This window comes from Parabacteroides goldsteinii DSM 19448 = WAL 12034 (genome assembly GCF_000969835.1).
Lineage (GTDB): Bacteria > Bacteroidota > Bacteroidia > Bacteroidales > Tannerellaceae > Parabacteroides > Parabacteroides goldsteinii.
Genome location: NZ_KQ033913.1, coordinates 1111138 through 1127532, shown reverse-complemented (window position 1 = coordinate 1127532; position 16395 = coordinate 1111138). Strand labels below are relative to the sequence as shown.

Genomic DNA, 16395 nt, shown 5'->3' with positions numbered 1-16395 from the left:
TGACTTTTAACTTCAAAAGTCCCTTATTTTTTTGACAGTGATTATCAAGCCTTTACAGCGATCACTTCAATCTCTACCAAACCATTCTTCGGCAAAGTCTTTACAGCAACAGCCGAACGTGCTGGAAAAGCACCTTCAAACTGAGAGGCGTATACTTCGTTCATCGCTCCGAAATCCCCCATATCAGCAAGAAAAACAGTAGTTTTGACTACGTCGCTGATATCAAGACCGACTTCTGCCAGGATAGCCTTCACATTCTTGAAAGCCTGAGCAGTCTGTTCCTTTACAGCTCCTTCTACGAAATTACCGGTTGCCGGATCGATACCCAGCTGTCCGGAAGCGAAAAGCATATTTCCTACTTGTATGGCCTGGCTGTAAGGACCGATGGCGGCCGGTGCATTTGTTGTTGCAATAACTTTTTTCATTGTGTTTATCTTTTTAGTTGTTTTGTTCTTCATTCATACGCTGGCGGACAACCTCATAAATCAGGATGGAGCTGGCTACCGAGACGTTCAGGGAACCGATCGTTCCGAACTGCGGTATTTTCACCATGCTGTCGCAGATTCGCAGGTTATCCATAGAAACTCCTTTATCCTCTGCTCCCATTACGATAGCAACCGGACCGTCATATTTGATAGAAGTATAGTTCTCATAAGCTTTTTCGCTGGCTGCATAGACCTTGACTCCGCTAGCCTGTAAAAAACGAATGGATTCTTCAATGCTTTTCTCTTTACAAACAGGCAATACATGTAACGCTCCGGCAGATGTTTTGATGGCATCCGCATTCACTGTCACGCTTCCTTTAGCCGGAATAACAATAGCATCCACACCGGCACATTCGCAGGTACGGGCAATTGCCCCGAAATTACGGACATCGGTTATGCCGTCCAAAAGTACGATGAAAGGATTCTTTCCCTGTTCATAAACGAAAAGAATAATATCTTCCAGACGCTGATAAGTAACAGCCGGAATAAAGGCGATCACTCCTTGATGATTCTTCCGGGTCAGGCGGTCAAGACGTTCGGCCGGTACACGCTGTACAGGAATATCGCGTCCTTTCAGCACCTCGAACAATTCACGGGAAAGTTCTCCCTGCAACTCGCGCTTAACAAGTATTTTATCTATTTCCTTATCGGCCTGGATAGCCTCGATTACGGCACGTATGCCGAACACCATTTCGTTTTCCTTCATATTCCTTATTATCAGCAGTTTATTATATAAATTGCAAATATATAACCACTATACAACTACAATCTATGCTTATTTTACTGCAAAGATAAGAATATTATATCAACCAGCAGTCATCTGATTATGGCAAGCGGGTAAAAACAAGCTATATATCAGACAACCCACCCGGGGCATATATCAGCCCTTTAGACTTTGGCTCTACTTTATCATTGCCTTTTGTTCGAATAAGAATCGCTCCGGCAAAGCCTAAGGAGGTATACCGTAATGCCTGTGCCGGCGTAAGTCTTTCGATAGAACGAATATCCGCAGGATGCAGAGATTCCAAAGCCCAGGTTGTATCGACTACGTATCCGTCAAGCAAAACAACCAACGTATTCCCATTCCGGGTAATTGAATTACCAATTAAAGCCGCTCCCCGCGTCGTTCGTATCTCATATTTTTCATTTACAGACATTTTTTCATCTTCTCCCTGCTGAATCTCACATATTTCAAATCCGATCATTCGTTCCAGGTAAGGGATTATGTTAGGATACGGTGGATTTTCAAATTCTTTTTCACCCAAATAATTTACGCCATAAAATTCTTTTGTAGAGGGAATGTCTTCCTTTATACGAGCCGTAACAGTGATAGAAGGCAGATGGTAGATTGAAAAAGAATCAATATAGGCAGAAGAAGCAGGCTCCTTTATGCCCATAGAAAATTCTTTATACAAATTTACCACACCCGGAAAAGTATCATTATCCATTATTATCTTATAATCATAACTTTTCCCTTTCTCATTATAGGCTTGCAAAAAGAAACTCTCTCCTTCTTTAAAATCATCAACACCGATAACAAAACGTCCATTTAGAATATCTGCATCATAAGTAAAGCCTTTATCATTATTAATGGCAATCAGATGTCCTTTTTTAAGAGGGCGACCGGATTCTGTTTCAACATATCCTGATAAAGCCAATACATCCTCCGGTTTATAAAGATAATCATAAGAATCCTGCAATATATCCTGCCACATAAAGCGTCCCCATTTTCTGGTTAGCAAATATGTCCTCAATTTATTCGTTGAGTCCATACAAAGTGCCAGATCAGGAATGGGTCGGGACAAATCACTGTTAAGTAATGCTGCCTTTTCTTCTGTTGTAAATTGATTGGCAGAACTGCGCCGGGAATCATAATAAATTAATGTTTCTGAAACCACCCGGTTCTTTTTGTCCAATAAGATACCGGCTATCAACCCCGACGTATAATCTGTAAACGGAATAACACCACTTCTATGTGCTGTATCGATCTTTTGTTGCAAACAGACCGCTCCCCTGTGGAAAAGCATAAAAGAGTAGGTATCGGTATCATCACCGGAGAAAAGTATATTATAACAAATTCGTTCCCTGTTCTGATTTAATTGCAACACAGGTACTGAGGTTACAGACGGACAAGGAAAACGATGTGACCCTATCCGGATATAATAAAGACGAAGAATCAGGAATAAAAGAAAAAGAACCGATCCCATAGCTATCTGTAACCAAATTGGAATAAACCGTATCAGACGAGCCTTTGCACAGAGAAGCAGTTGTTTGTACCGGCAATCCATTTTCATCTTTTACTTCAAAAGCTACATTTTGTAAACTGCCGGATAACAAATGACCGCCTTCAGGGTAAAAATAAACATGGCTGGGAATGTTACCGCTATACCGGGTAGTCGATAGGTTATCGACCGGTATTGTTATTAGGGTAAAAGCTGTTGGAGAAAAATTTTGCATCAAACGAGTATAAGCACGCAGATAATAATTACCGGAAGGCAAATCTGTTTCGAGAAATAACTCTCCCTTAAAACAAGCGGAGTCACACTTATATTTCTGTCGGCACAAAACAGAATCTTCCCTATTTATTAATTCTATATAAACATATTTACTATAAGTTGAGGGTTCTAAAGTAGTCGCTTCCAGTAAGGTTCCGGAAAAAGAAATAGTATCTCCCTGTCTGTAATCAGAATGATCGGTATGCAATAAAATCTTTTCACTCCGCAAAAAAGTAAACGAAGTGAAAAGATTTGTTATACAAACCAAGAGTAGATAACAGAAACCCTTCATGTTTTAGTTTGCTTTTGTGATATTCAATTCAACATGATAATAGCATTGATAGTCATGCCCTGCAACAGTTCCCCGCTTATTAACAACAATATCTAATAATGCGATACCACTTTCTGTGACAGATTTTCTAAGAACAATTTTAATCCTATTACCATCATATCCCCAATCAAAAACAGGAAGAGGAGAATTAATGCCAATAACATCAACAGGTGGCTTGGGTACATATATTGTAACTTCTGTCGCATTAACAAAAGAGACGCTACAAGAAGCCAATAAACCAAGACATGCAGGATCACGACACTCACTATGTGATTGATATTGCGCAAAACCGTGAACAGTTATGCCTAAAAATAACATAAAGAATAAGATTAACTTTTTCATAAGACAATACATTTATTAGTTATAAAAAAGGAAATAACTCTAATTTAATTAACAATTCTATTTGAGAAAAATTATTTCAATAAGCACATTAAACTTGTTAACAAATATACTAATAAATATTATAATTCATATAAAATAGAACAAAAAAAATTATCATTCCAACAATTCTAATATTCAATAAATTACGTCATATAAACTTTTAACTCTTTATTCCTCGAATGAGAAACAATATTCCGGTAATGATCAGTGCAGATGACAAACCTGTATAAAAAACGGAAATAAAAGAGTCCGGCAATAAACGGGAATGACGAATTCCCACTCCTAAAGTGATCATAAAAATCATCACAATCCAACCTTTGGCATCAAAGAAAGAGAAAGGACAATTCTTTTCTCCTTTTTGGGCAATACGACGGCTATGCTTTCTGAACAAACGTAAAAACACAAAATTGAGGAATAACAGAAACACAATAACTGCTTCTCCTACCTTTAACACCGAGTAATGGGCATCATGCATCCACGTAAGAATTCCGATCCGGAGAATATTGACTCCGGCTATAATCCATACGCAACCTGCTATAAATAATAATATCCGCTTATTAACTCTGAACATCCGTCTACTTTTACTGAAATGCAAAAGTACGATTTTTAACGACATATCCTAATCCTGAAAGTTCATGAGGCCTCCTTTTCACTATCCAACTCTTTAATCTCCTTATTCAGAAAAACGGAAAGGATGGTCCTTAAAACAACAATACCGCCAAGGATAGCCAGTTCGTCCAAACTGGGTTCCAAGACGGTTTTAAGAATATCTGAAGCGATCAGCAACTCCAATCCCAATAATAAATAAGTACCTAATTCCGCTCGCAGCCGACGGATATTGACTGTTGAATATTGTCCGGTAAATCGCTTGAGTTCGTTTCCCAGAAAAGAGATAAAAGCGACCAGTGCCCCATAAGTAACGATCAGCAGGCTTACCACACTGATAACCGTAGCCAGAATATTTAGAAAATGCGTGAACATGAGTTTATTCTTTATACTAGGAACAAACTCATGTTCCGGAAAGTTCAATCAGTATTTTCAGCTTCTGCGGTAAACTTCAGAGCGTTTACTTTCCTGCCGTTTATTGTCTTTTTCCTTTTTATCCTTTTCTTTTCTGTCTTTGTCTTTCCTGTCTCTATCACGGTCGCGGTCTCTCCGGTTGTCCGGTCTTTTATCCTTATCGTACCGATCATTTCCCGGTCTGGACGGTTTATTGAAATGCTGGTTATTATTGGGACGATTATGGTTGTCCGGACGCCACTGTCCGTTATCATGATGATTGGGACGATCGTATTTACCCCGATACCACTTACCGTCATCAAAACGCCCATGCCATCGTCCGTTTGAATATTCCCATTGATTATGCCAGTAATGGTCTTCATAACGCCAGCAAATATCAGAGGGACGATAATTCGGATAGTGGGGGTTATTATACCATCCCTGATAATCATGGATACGCTGCGGACGTTCGCGAACAAAACGAACATACAGACGGAACTGCGAAGGAGAAAGAACTCGTTGCAACTTACGGTCACGTTCCATACGCAGATTAAATATCTTCTTGGCAGACTGGTCCCAATAGCGGTAATGCTTACGGGCTTCCTTTTCTATTCTCTGACCGTACTTATGTACGATATTATGATAATCGGCGGCCTGTCTTCCGTTCAGGCGCATGGCCTGTTCCATCCAGAGACAACTCTGGCAATGTGGCTCATTCCAACCAAAACTGATCCAAAACTGAGCTTGTCCCGGCAAACTGCACAATAAAATCAACAAACATATAAAGCTAATCCGTTTCATGACTGTTCATTTTTAGTTAGTAATTACATCTATGACCGTTCTAGATATAAAAGGTTTAATAGACATATCAGCGTTTAGTTTTCAATAACTCTTTTGCATTGGCTATCGAAGCGCCGGTTAGTGACGCACCGCTCAACATGCGGGCAACCTCTTTAACACGTTCTTCTTTATTCAATTTTTTAATGCGGGTTATCGTACGTTCCGTTGTATCTTCCTTATAGACAAAGAAATGATCTTTACCTTTCGCAGCAATCTGTGGCAAATGGGTAATGGTTATCACTTGCATCTTTGTACCCAGATCCTGCATAATATCCCCCATTTTATCGGCGATATCACCGGAAACTCCTGTATCCACTTCATCAAAAATAATAGCGGGAAGAGCTGTGAAGCCGGCAATCATTGCCTTGATGCATAACATAAGACGGGATATTTCACCACCGGAAGCAGTTTGGGCAACCGGTTGCAGTTCGCCACTCTTATTGGCAGAGAAAAGGAAACGAATATCGTCCATTCCATCGCTTTCCGGCTCCGGACGGGTAACAAAACCGATGGCAAACCTCACGTTCGGCATCCCCAGCGGAATAACCATTTTTACCAGTTGAGAGGCAATAGCTTTGGAGGCGATCTTACGTTGCTCACTCAAAACAGCGGCCTGCTGAAGTAATTCCTGATATGATATTTCCAACTGGGCTTTTATACCCTCGATCTGCTCGTCGAAAGAGTCTATATCATGTAGCTGTTCCGTATATTTATCCTGAATGGCAATCAACTCTTCCACTGTCGGAACCCGGTGTTTCTGTTCCAATGTGTACAAAGTGTTCAGGCGTTCGTTCACCCATTCGAGACGTTCAGGATTGAACTCGACATCTTCTTTAAGAACATCGGTTTCTGAGGCCAGGTCGTTCAGATCAATATAGGCAGAACGCAGACGTTCGGCAATCTCCCTGGCTTTTGGATAAAACCTTTCCAACGAATCGGCGGTCGAAAGGGCCTCTTTGATAAGCTGTACGCTTCCCTGCTCTTCGCCATTCAACAATTCTGTTATTTTATATAAGGATCCTTTAATATCTTCGGCATGCGACAATGTCTCCAACTCCTGCTCCAGTTCTTCCTGTTCACCGGCAACCAGATGAGCATCCGTCAGTTGTTCCAGTTGGAAACGGATATAATCCTCTTCCTGGCGGTTCTGATCAGCCTTCTCCGTCAAATCTTTCAACTCCCGTTTCAAAGAGAGATAACGCTGGTATTCTTTACGATACAGGATCAGAAGGATTTCGTTTTCCGCCATTACATCGATTACCTTCATCTGGAAGCGATTATCTCCGAGCAACAGGTTCTGATGTTGCGAATGTATATCGATCAGTCGGCTTCCCAGTTCCTTCATGACGGTAAGCGGCACAGGTGAATCGTTAACGAAAGCACGCGACTTGCCGGATGCAAACAGTTCCCTGCGAAGAATACATATTTCCGGATCATACTCCAGATCATTCACATGAAAAAATTCTTCCAGTTGATATTTGGAAACATCAAATGTTGCTTCGATCACACATTTATCCGAACCACTCTTGATACTTTTCCCGTCGGCCCGTTGGCCCAATACCAGCGACAAAGCCCCTAAAATAATAGACTTCCCGGCTCCCGTTTCACCGGTTATCACCGAAAAGCCGTTATCAAACTGAATATCCAGACTATCTATTAAGACAAAATTCTGTATGAATAAAGATCTCAGCATAATTCTCTTTTACTTTTTAAGTGGCTCCAAACGGGTTGTCATTGCCGGATACAGGTTAGAAAGCATTTTGTATCCTTCCTGCTTTTCGGTCGTAGTTGCTTTGGAATATATGGCAACAACTTCATCCAATTTGGAATCGGCAAACATTTGTAACAGGACAGATGTCGGACGGGTTTTCTTCAATTCCTCCAATGTCGGCAATAAAGACAAGATCGTAGTACGTCCACGATCCACATTAGCAGCCATTTCATCGAGACCTTTCCGGTGATAATTATACCACATGTCACGATATCCTTCCGAAGCATTTTCATTCAATGCTGTTGCTATTGCGTGCCGGTTACGGTCACTGTCAAAGGCTTTCCAACCGTTCCACGACATTTGAGACTGCGCCAGGGTGACAACCTGTTGCGCTTGTTGGAAAAAAGCTGTTCCGCCTCTAGGTGAAAAGCTGTCGAAATCGAGTCCCAGAATCGTATATAAATAGAAAACAACAGTAGCGATCAGGTTACTGTTTAACGTATTCTCCGTATATTCCAACTGTTCGAACTCTGTGTAATCAAAGTCTAATTGTGTATCACGGAAATTCAGCAAAGTCGTTACATAACTTGAGTTGTACACCGGACGACTAGCCTGAATCTGCAATTCAGCCTTATAACTGTTATCAGTAGCCTCGTTGATAATGATATTAAAAGTACAGTCAATCCGTTCGTTGATACCAAAAGTTGCATCCGTCCATTTCCGGGTATTGATAAACTGAGTCAAAGCGTCCTGCAAAGTAGTATATACCTGCTTATTAGTCCCCTGGATCTTATCACTGTTGATTTTGACCTGGGCATTAAACTCGTTTGCTCTATCTTGCGCATAACCGATAAAGGATGTAGTTCCCAACAGGAACAGGAATAACAGTCTTTTAATCATTTTCATTTCAATAATGTTGCCAACTTATTTACGATATCAACAGCTACCCCTTGTTTTGATTTCAACGGATAACCGGTTGTTTCTCCCTGACGGTCGATAATGGATATCTTATTGGTATCGCAACGGAAACCAGCGCCTACGTCACGAAGCGAGTTCAACACGATGAAATCGAGATTTTTCCGCTTCAATTTGCTTTCGGCATTCGTTGCTTCGTTATTTGTCTCCAAAGCAAAACCGACCAGAACCTGTCCTTCCCGTTTAATTGCCCCTAAGGAGGCAGCAATATCTTTGTTCGGAACCAGGTGAAGCATCATTTCCCCTTTACTTTCGCGTTTGATCTTTTCGTCTGCTTGTATCTCCGGACGATAATCGGCTACAGCCGCACATAATATACCGGCATCCGCTTCGGGAAAAGCCGTCATGGCCGCCTGATACATTTCTTCGGCAGATTCCACATCAATCCGTTGTATATTCGGATGCGTGGTCGTCAACGATACCGGGCCGGCTATCAATGTAACTTCGGCCCCTTGCTGTGCACAGGCCTCTGCCAGTGCAAATCCCATCTTCCCGGAAGAATAGTTACCTATAAAACGTACGGGATCAATCTTTTCGTACGTCGGACCGGCTGTTATTACAATCTTTTTTTTTTCAAGGACGGTGCGGGAAGCGAAAAACTCTTCCAGAACAGCTATAATCTTATCCGGTTCCTCCATCCTGCCTTTACCTACCAGATGGCTTGCCAATTCACCTTCAGCTGGTTCGATGATATGGTTTCCGAATGAACGGAGACGGTCCAGATTCTGTTGTGTAGAAGGATGGGCAAACATATCCAGGTCCATTGCCGGAGCGATGAAAACGGGTGCTTTGCAAGACAGGTAAGTTGTCACCAGCATGTTATCGGCTATTCCATTAGCCATCTTGCCGATTGTCGACGCTGTTGCCGGAGCAATCAGCATGGCATCTGCCCACAGTCCCAAATCGACATGGCTGTGCCACGAGCCGTCGCGGTTAGAGAAAAACTCACTGATAACGGGATTACTACTTAAGGCAGAGAGTGTTATCGGTGTAATAAACTCTTTCCCAGCAGGTGTTATTACAACCTGTACCTCGGCACCTTTCTTTACCAATGCACGGATAATATAAGCAGCTTTATAAGCAGCTATACTTCCTGTAATTCCTAATATGATATGTTTACCTTTCAGCATCATTCTTATTCATTCAAATAAATATTCATCCGAAAGGGATTTTAGTTTCATCCGAGAGAAATTTGACTTTCTCCCGGATGGAATTAATTTTCCTCCCGGATGTATCTTTTTCCTTATAAACGCAACAATAAGATATCGCGCGTTACCTTACTGTCAATATTGTGATGTTCACCCAGATGCCAGCCTTGTTTATCCACAGGAGCAGCCAATGCATCCAAGTCGTTTTCTGTAATGCCACATTCACTCAAACGGGTATTCAACCCCATCCGGCGGAAAAAATCTTCGCAGGCCGTGATTGTTTGACGGGCACGTTCTTCTTCCGTTCCGCCGGTTATACCGAAAACTACTTCACCTATACGGGCCAGTTTTACTTGTTTCTCCTTAAACATATATGTCATAACGCCCGGCAAAAGTATTGCCAACGTCTGTGCATGGTCCAGGCCGAATTGGGCAGTCAGTGCATATCCCATACGGTGAGACGACCAATCCTGAGGAACCCCTTGTCCGATCCATACGTTCAAAGCATTGGTAGCGGCCCACATCAGATTGGCACGGATATCATAATCATGCGGATTATCCAACACCTTGAGACCTTCCTCATAGATCACTTTCATCAGTCCTTCGGAAAAAGCATCCTGTACCTTGGCATTAACCGGATAAGTAAGATATTGCTCTACGACATGAATAAATGAATCGACAACACCATTGGCTACCTGTCTCGCCGGTAATGAATAAGTTACTTCCGGATCAAGTATTGCAAACTGCGGAAATACCAACGGAGATGCAAAATTCAGTTTCTCACGGGTTTCGGCACGTGAAATAACAGAACGCTCATTCATTTCGGAACCGGTAGCCGATAATGTCAATACGACACCCAGTGGCAATGCTTTCTTAATCACACCGCCTTTGGATAAAATATCCCAAGGTTCGCCTTCATAATAATAAGCTGCGGCAATGAACTTGGTGGCATCTATAACCGAACCGCCTCCTACTGCCAGCAGGAAATCAATATTTTTCTCTTTAACGACATCAACGGCTTTCATGCAGGTTTCATAATGCGGATTGGCTTCGATTCCTGAAAATTCAGTCACTTCAAAACCGTTCAATGCATTTGTCACCTGGTCATAGATTCCGTTTTTCTTAATACTTCCGCCTCCATAGACCATTAACACTCTACTTCCGGCAGGAATCAAGGCTGATAAACGTGCAATTGTACCTTTCCCGAATACAACTTTTACAGGATTAGCAAACTCAAAGTTATTCATTGCGTTATTTCGAATTAAAACCTCTCAATTTGATTTCGGTAAGAATCTTCTTCGTATTCAGCGGGAAGTCTCCATTCATAATCCAGGAATAATATCCGGGGTCTGTTTTCAGAACTTCTTCCACCAACTTTCCCTTGTATTTACCAAAGTTAATGACCTCTTTACCATCTTCATTGTAGATCATACGACCAGCAAAATCGACATTGTTAGTAAAACTGGAATATTTGGATAAGAAGTCGATATCATTCTGCAAATCGTCCGGATAACGGTCTAACTGAGCTTTCAAAATCTCATAAGTCGCCATTGTATCAGCCTCTGCCGTGTGAGCATTTTCGAGGCTTTTGTCACAATAAAACTTATAGGCAGCCGATAATGTACGTTGCTCCATCTTATGAAAAATGGTCTGCACATCGACAAATTTACGTTTGTTCAAATCAATATCTACCCCGGCACGAAGGAATTCTTCTGCCAGCAGAGGGATATCAAAACGGTTGGAATTATATCCGGCCAGATCACAGCCTTCAATCTGTGCCGCCAGCGATTTGGCTATTTCTTTAAAGGTCGGGCAATCTTTTACATCTTCGTCCGTAATACCGTGAATCGCTGTCGACTCCGGTGGAATGGGCATTTCCGGATTGATCCGTCTCGTTTTTGATTCTTCCTTGCCGTTAGGGTGAACTTTCACAAAAGAGATTTCAACGATACGGTCTTTTACTATATTTATACCCGTAGTCTCCAGGTCGAAGAAGACTATCGGGTTTTTCAGGTTTAATTGCATTTCTTATTTATTAGTCATTCAACATCATTGGCATAAGCAGCATCAGCTGGTCCTCGTTCTCTTCGTTTTCAGCAGGAACAATTAAGCCGGCACGTGAGGGGTCTGCCAATTCGAGAATTACTTCTTCCGAATTGATGTTACTTAATATTTCAATCAGATAAGTTGCCTTGAAACCGATATTCAATTCTGTTCCGTCAAACTGGCAAACAATCTTTTCTTCAGCAGAAGTGGAGAAGTCGATATCCTGTGCGGAAACCACCATTTCACTTTCCTTCAACTGCAATTTAACCAGGCTGCTTGCCGGATTAGAGAAAACAGATACACGTTTCAATGCATTCAGGAAAGAGATGCGGTCAATAGTAACCTTAAACGGATTTTCCTGTGGAATAACGCTGTTATAATTCGGATAACGGCCTTCGATCAGACGGCAAACCATTTCAAAGTTCGCACAGTTCACATAAGCATTGTTATCATCAAACTTGATATTAACCATTTCTGTTTCCTTACCCAGCAGGTTCTTCAGTAGGTTAGCCGGCTTTTTAGGCAAAATGAAAGAAGCTCTTTCCGGTGATTTCACTGAAAGATTACGCAAACGAACCAGCTTATGTCCGTCTGATGCGACAAACGTCAAATCGTCTGTATGGATATCAAAATAGATACCGTTCATCACCGGACGAAGTTCGTCGTCGGCAGTTGCGAAAAGCGAGCGGCTGATGCCGTTCAGCAACATTTGTGAATCCACAATGATTGCAATTGCGTTATCATTCAACGGCTTTTGGAGTGGATAAGTATCCCCTTTCTGTCCGATAAAATTATATTTACCGTTCTGGAAATGGATAAAGATTTCCAGGTTTTCGTCATTGATATCAAAAGTAAGCGGTTGTTCCGGCAGTTCCTTCAACGGATCGAGCAGAATCTTGGCAGAAACAGCGAAAAGTCCGGTACCTTTTGAATTCATCACCTCAACAGAAGTAACCAGACGTGTTTCAGCATCCGAAGCTGTTATAGTCAGTTTATTACCATCAAGGTCGAACAGGAAGCTGTCGAGGATCGGTAAAGAGTTCTTAGACGCAATAACTTTGCTGATAGACTGCAAACGGGATAACAGCGCAGTGCTGGATACATCAAATCTCATGGTTCTTAATTGTTTATATTATTAATTTTATTATTTGACAATATAGTCAGGGCATATCGCAAACGCCCATACAAAAGTAAAAAAATATTTGATTAGTGAGGCTATCTTTTATGTTCTTTTCAGCAGAAAGGAAAGAACAAAAAAAGAGGCCCTTCATATCGAAGAACCTCTTTTCTATATCTTTATTAGGAAAGATTATTTCGCGAAATAATCTTTTACAGCTTCATTAGGAATCATTTCTTCCTGGAAGATGTAAGCACCAGTCTTCGGAGACTTAACCATCTTAATTACTTTTGAGTAAGTACGACCGTCACCTTTCTTAAATGTTGCAACTGCTTTTTTTGCCATCGTTTAAAATCTCCTATTACTTAATTTCTTTGTGTAAAGTCATCTTCTTCAGGATCGGGTTGTATTTCATCAACTCCAATCTCTGAGTAGTATTTTTTCTATTCTTAGTAGTGATGTATCTGGATGTACCCGGCATACCACTTTCTTTGTGTTCAGTACATTCCATGATTACCTGAACTCTGTTACCTTTTGCTTTCTTTGCCATTTCTTATTTTCCTCCAAATTAAGCGTTTAAATAACCTTTTTCAGCTGCTTTTTTAATTGCTGCATCTAAGCCCAGCTTATTGATAGTACGCAAGCCTGCGGCTGAAATATTCAGGCTAACCCAACAATCCTGTTCTACCCAGTAGAACTTTTTAGTAAACAGGTTAACATCAAACTTACGTTTCGTTCTTCTCTTAGAGTGAGAAACGTTGTTGCCAACCATTGCTTTCTTTCCGGTAATTTGACAAATTTTAGACATTGCTATCTTCTTTTTTTATTAACGCAATAAATTAATTACAACTCCTGCTATCTGTCTTCCCTTTCCGAACTAGCATCATGATCAGAACGAAGATTCTAATAGAGTTTCTCTCTTTACAGGGCGCAAAGGTAAAAATTATTTTTGATTATTCCACACAAAACGCCAATAAATTTCACTTATAAATACATACAAGCTTCCGTACAACAAAAATACAACTTTATTGGTTCTAGTAATAATAATAAACATAAATACTTACGTAAAAATTATGACTAGAAACTTTAAAGAAGCAGTAGAACACAGGAGAACCTACTATAACATCACCAACAACTCTCCTATTTCGGACCATGAGATTAAAGAACTCATCGCATTCGCAGTGAAAAACGTACCTTCTGCCTTCAACTCGCAGTCGACACGAATCGTTCTTCTTTTGGGCAAAAATCATAAGAAGTTCTGGGACATCACCAAAGAAGCATTGAAAGCTATCGTTCCGGCAGAAGCTTTTAAAAAGACACTTGCCAAAATAAATACCAGCTTCGATTGCGGATATGGCATCGTCTTGTTCTTTGAAGATATGGAAGTGGTTGAAAATTTGCAGAAAGCATTTCCCAGCTACAAGGATAATTTCCCTGTCTGGTCGCAACAGACTTCTGCCATGCACCAGTTCGCTATCTGGACGATGCTGGAGGATGCCGGTTTAGGCGCTTCCCTTCAACATTACAATCCTTTAATCGATGAAAAGGTGCAAAATGAATGGAAACTCAATCCGAACTGGAAGCTTATCGCACAAATGCCGTTCGGAACACCGACCCAAAAGCCGGGAGAAAAAGAATTCAATCCCATCCAGGAACGTTTCTTTACTTTTGAATAATTTAATTTGCAGGTTATGAAATATGACATAGCCATTATCGGAGGAGGACCGGCCGGCTATACAGCCGGTGAACGGGCCGCCGAAAATGGATTAAAAACAATCCTCTTTGAGAAGAATGCCATTGGCGGGGTTTGCCTGAACGAAGGCTGTATTCCGACTAAGACATTATTATATTCAGCCAAAATACTGGATAGCATAAAGAGCGCCGCCAAATACGGAATCCAGGTAGACAATGCCCCGAGCTTCGACCTGGGCAAAATTATCGCACGTAAAAATAAGACCGTCAAAAAACTGACACTGGGTGTCAAAGCCAAGCTGAACGGCAACGGCGTGACAATCATACAGGGAGAAGCTGTAATCCGGGGAGAGGAAGACGGATATATATTGATTCAGTGCGGCGAGGAAGTTTTTGCGGTAAAGAATATCTTGCTTTGTACCGGTTCGGAAACCGTCATTCCACCGATAAAAGGATTGTCGGAGATTGCTTACTGGACTTCGAAAGAAGCACTGGATGTGAAAGAACTTCCCCGGTCGATTGCTATTATCGGTGGCGGAGTAATCGGAATCGAATTCGCCTCTTTCTTCAACAGCATGAGGGTTAAAGTGAAGGTTATCGAGATGATGCCCGAGATACTCGGTACGATGGATAAAGAGATATCAGCAATGCTGCGGTCCGAATATACCAAAAAGGGCGTCGAATTCTTTCTTGAGACAAAAGTCATCGAAGTCACACCCGACAGCGTGATTGTGGAAAAGGACGGAAAGACTGAGACAATTGAGGCCAACAAGATACTGGTCAGTGTCGGACGAAAAGCCAACACAAAAAACCTGGGCATCGAAACACTGGGCATCGAACTTCTCCGAAACGGCATAAAGGTAAACGAATACATGCAAACCTCCCACCCTAACGTCTATGCCTGTGGGGACATCACCGGCTTTTCCATGCTGGCCCATACTGCATATCGGGAAGCGGAAGTCGCCATCAACCACTTACTGGGACACGATGACCGGATGAGTTATAAGGCTGTCCCGGCCGTGGTCTACACCAATCCGGAAGTTGCCGGCGTAGGAAAGACAGAAGAGGAGTTACAGGCTGCCGGTATTATATATAATGTAGTAAAGATACCGATGACCTACTCCGGACGCTTTATGGCCGAGAACGAATCGTTCGCCGGACTGTGCAAACTAATAACGGATACCGACGACCGTATTATCGGTTGCCACCTTCTGGGAAATCCGGCTTCCGAAATCATCATCGCAGCCGGCATCGCCATCGGGAACGGCTTTACCACCGAAGAATTCAAAAAGAACATCTTCCCCCACCCGACAGTCGGGGAAGTCATCCACGAAAGCTTATATTTATAATGCTTTGCATTCATAACACCCATACAGACGCCTGGTTCAATCTTGCCGCAGAAGAATACCTCCTAAAGAATTTCTCAGAAGATATCTTCATGCTGTGGCAAAATGAACCGGCTGTCGTTATCGGCAAATACCAGAATATACGGGCAGAAACGGATATCGAATATGCCCGGCAAAAACGAATCAGGCTGGCACGCCGTTATTCCGGTGGCGGTGCCGTTTATCACGATATGGGAAACCTGAACCTCACTTTCATCGAAAACAGCAATCAGATACGCTCTTCCGTATTTACCGAAAGTATTATCTGCTTTCTGAAACATTACGGACTACATGCCCGTTCCGACGAAAGGCAGGGGCTGACAATCGACGGCCTGAAAATTTCGGGCAGCGCGCAAGCTATCCATAAACAGAGAATGCTGCATCATGCCACGCTCCTTTTCTCCACAGATTTGGAGATACTCGACCGGGCCCTTCAGCCTTCTCCCGAATATACCGGCGGGGAAGTTACGGCACATCCTTATTACGTTCCATCAGTAAAAAGCCCGGTAACCAACCTGGCGGACAAGCTGCCTGTTTCCGTTTCCATCGACGAATTCAAACAGTCTTTATCCGATTATTTCTCCAACGAAAACACCTCCAGCGAACCATACGAATTCACCTGCCACGACCTGGAAGAAATCCGGTTGTTAAGGAATAAAAAATATGCAGACGTAAACTGGATTTTCAATACTTACACCCTGTAATATAGAACTTTCACCCTCCCTTCCTTGTTCCATTAAAACAATAGAATAAACCCGGACACGTCCGTTTGATTTATTCATCCGGCGAT

At 42.0% G+C, this 16395-nt stretch carries 20 protein-coding genes; 3 read left to right on the top strand and 17 right to left on the bottom strand.

The window, feature by feature from the left end:
• Nucleotides 1–44 precede the first annotated feature (44 nt).
• From HMPREF1535_RS17600 to rpmB, 17 genes are all read right to left on the bottom strand, one after another.
• On the bottom strand, nt 45–425 hold the full coding sequence (locus HMPREF1535_RS17600; RefSeq protein WP_046147008.1) for a RidA family protein: 381 nt from the start codon (nt 423–425) through the stop codon (nt 45–47).
• A 13-nt stretch (nt 426–438) separates the two neighbouring features.
• A complete protein-coding gene (gene rlmB / locus HMPREF1535_RS17595) occupies nt 439–1191 on the bottom strand; it encodes a 23S rRNA (guanosine(2251)-2'-O)-methyltransferase RlmB (protein WP_046147007.1) in 753 nt (250 codons plus the stop codon).
• A gap of 142 nt (nt 1192–1333) precedes the next feature.
• Nucleotides 1334–2593 (bottom strand): hypothetical protein, encoded by a 1260-nt coding sequence (locus HMPREF1535_RS17590; protein ID WP_148499119.1) that lies wholly within the window; start codon nt 2591–2593, stop codon nt 1334–1336.
• Nucleotides 2553–3272, bottom strand: a complete 720-nt coding sequence (locus HMPREF1535_RS17585) for a hypothetical protein (protein ID WP_148499118.1) — start codon at nt 3270–3272, stop codon at nt 2553–2555. Before HMPREF1535_RS17585 ends, HMPREF1535_RS17590 begins: the two co-directional genes overlap by 41 nt.
• 3 nt (nt 3273–3275) lie before the next feature.
• Nucleotides 3276–3653, bottom strand: coding sequence for a hypothetical protein (locus HMPREF1535_RS17580; RefSeq protein ID WP_148499117.1), 378 nt, complete (start codon nt 3651–3653; stop codon nt 3276–3278).
• A 199-nt stretch (nt 3654–3852) separates the two neighbouring features.
• Nucleotides 3853–4263 carry a hypothetical protein gene (locus HMPREF1535_RS17575; protein ID WP_046147003.1) on the bottom strand — a complete coding sequence of 137 codons (411 nt, stop codon included), beginning with the start codon at nt 4261–4263 and terminating at the stop codon, nt 3853–3855.
• A 62-nt stretch (nt 4264–4325) separates the two neighbouring features.
• Nucleotides 4326–4673 (bottom strand): DUF1622 domain-containing protein, encoded by a 348-nt coding sequence (locus HMPREF1535_RS17570; protein ID WP_007657176.1) that lies wholly within the window; start codon nt 4671–4673, stop codon nt 4326–4328.
• Between the two features lie 57 nt (nt 4674–4730).
• Nucleotides 4731–5492, bottom strand: a complete 762-nt coding sequence (locus HMPREF1535_RS17565) for a hypothetical protein (protein ID WP_010803273.1) — start codon at nt 5490–5492, stop codon at nt 4731–4733.
• Nucleotides 5493–5559: 67 nt separating this feature from the next.
• Nucleotides 5560–7224: a DNA repair protein RecN gene (gene recN / locus HMPREF1535_RS17560; RefSeq protein ID WP_046147002.1), complete on the bottom strand. Its 1665-nt coding sequence runs from the start codon at nt 7222–7224 to the stop codon at nt 5560–5562.
• 9 nt (nt 7225–7233) lie between these two features.
• Nucleotides 7234–8148, bottom strand: a complete 915-nt coding sequence (porD, locus tag HMPREF1535_RS17555; RefSeq protein WP_046147001.1) for a type IX secretion system protein PorD — start codon at nt 8146–8148, stop codon at nt 7234–7236.
• A complete protein-coding gene (coaBC, locus tag HMPREF1535_RS17550; RefSeq protein ID WP_046147605.1) occupies nt 8145–9347 on the bottom strand; it encodes a bifunctional phosphopantothenoylcysteine decarboxylase/phosphopantothenate--cysteine ligase CoaBC in 1203 nt (400 codons plus the stop codon). The genes porD and coaBC overlap by 4 nt, the downstream gene beginning before the upstream one ends.
• Before the next feature lie 113 nt (nt 9348–9460).
• Nucleotides 9461–10612, bottom strand: a complete 1152-nt coding sequence (locus HMPREF1535_RS17545; RefSeq protein ID WP_046147000.1) for an iron-containing alcohol dehydrogenase — start codon at nt 10610–10612, stop codon at nt 9461–9463.
• A 4-nt stretch (nt 10613–10616) separates the two neighbouring features.
• Entirely contained in the window at nt 10617–11390 is a 774-nt protein-coding gene (locus tag HMPREF1535_RS17540; protein WP_007657182.1) for a 3'-5' exonuclease, read from the bottom strand.
• Nucleotides 11391–11400: 10 nt separating this feature from the next.
• Nucleotides 11401–12525: a DNA polymerase III subunit beta gene (dnaN, locus tag HMPREF1535_RS17535; RefSeq protein WP_007657184.1), complete on the bottom strand. Its 1125-nt coding sequence runs from the start codon at nt 12523–12525 to the stop codon at nt 11401–11403.
• Between the two features lie 195 nt (nt 12526–12720).
• Entirely contained in the window at nt 12721–12873 is a 153-nt protein-coding gene (locus HMPREF1535_RS25480; protein WP_005638125.1) for a DUF4295 domain-containing protein, read from the bottom strand.
• Nucleotides 12874–12889: 16 nt separating this feature from the next.
• Nucleotides 12890–13078 (bottom strand): 50S ribosomal protein L33, encoded by a 189-nt coding sequence (rpmG, locus tag HMPREF1535_RS17530; RefSeq protein ID WP_007657199.1) that lies wholly within the window; start codon nt 13076–13078, stop codon nt 12890–12892.
• Nucleotides 13079–13096: 18 nt separating this feature from the next.
• Nucleotides 13097–13336, bottom strand: coding sequence for a 50S ribosomal protein L28 (gene rpmB / locus HMPREF1535_RS17525; protein ID WP_005638129.1), 240 nt, complete (start codon nt 13334–13336; stop codon nt 13097–13099).
• 265 nt (nt 13337–13601) lie between these two features.
• On the opposite strand from rpmB, the gene HMPREF1535_RS17520 reads away from it, so the two are divergent.
• The 3 genes from HMPREF1535_RS17520 to HMPREF1535_RS17510 are packed head-to-tail and all read left to right on the top strand — an operon-like array spanning nt 13602 to nt 16309.
• Nucleotides 13602–14204 carry a nitroreductase family protein gene (locus HMPREF1535_RS17520; protein ID WP_046146999.1) on the top strand — a complete coding sequence of 201 codons (603 nt, stop codon included), beginning with the start codon at nt 13602–13604 and terminating at the stop codon, nt 14202–14204.
• A 15-nt stretch (nt 14205–14219) separates the two neighbouring features.
• Nucleotides 14220–15569: a dihydrolipoyl dehydrogenase gene (gene lpdA, locus HMPREF1535_RS17515; RefSeq protein WP_046146998.1), complete on the top strand. Its 1350-nt coding sequence runs from the start codon at nt 14220–14222 to the stop codon at nt 15567–15569.
• Nucleotides 15569–16309, top strand: a complete 741-nt coding sequence (locus HMPREF1535_RS17510) for a lipoate--protein ligase family protein (protein ID WP_046146997.1) — start codon at nt 15569–15571, stop codon at nt 16307–16309. Before lpdA ends, HMPREF1535_RS17510 begins: the two co-directional genes overlap by 1 nt.
• Nucleotides 16310–16395: the final 86 nt, after the last annotated feature.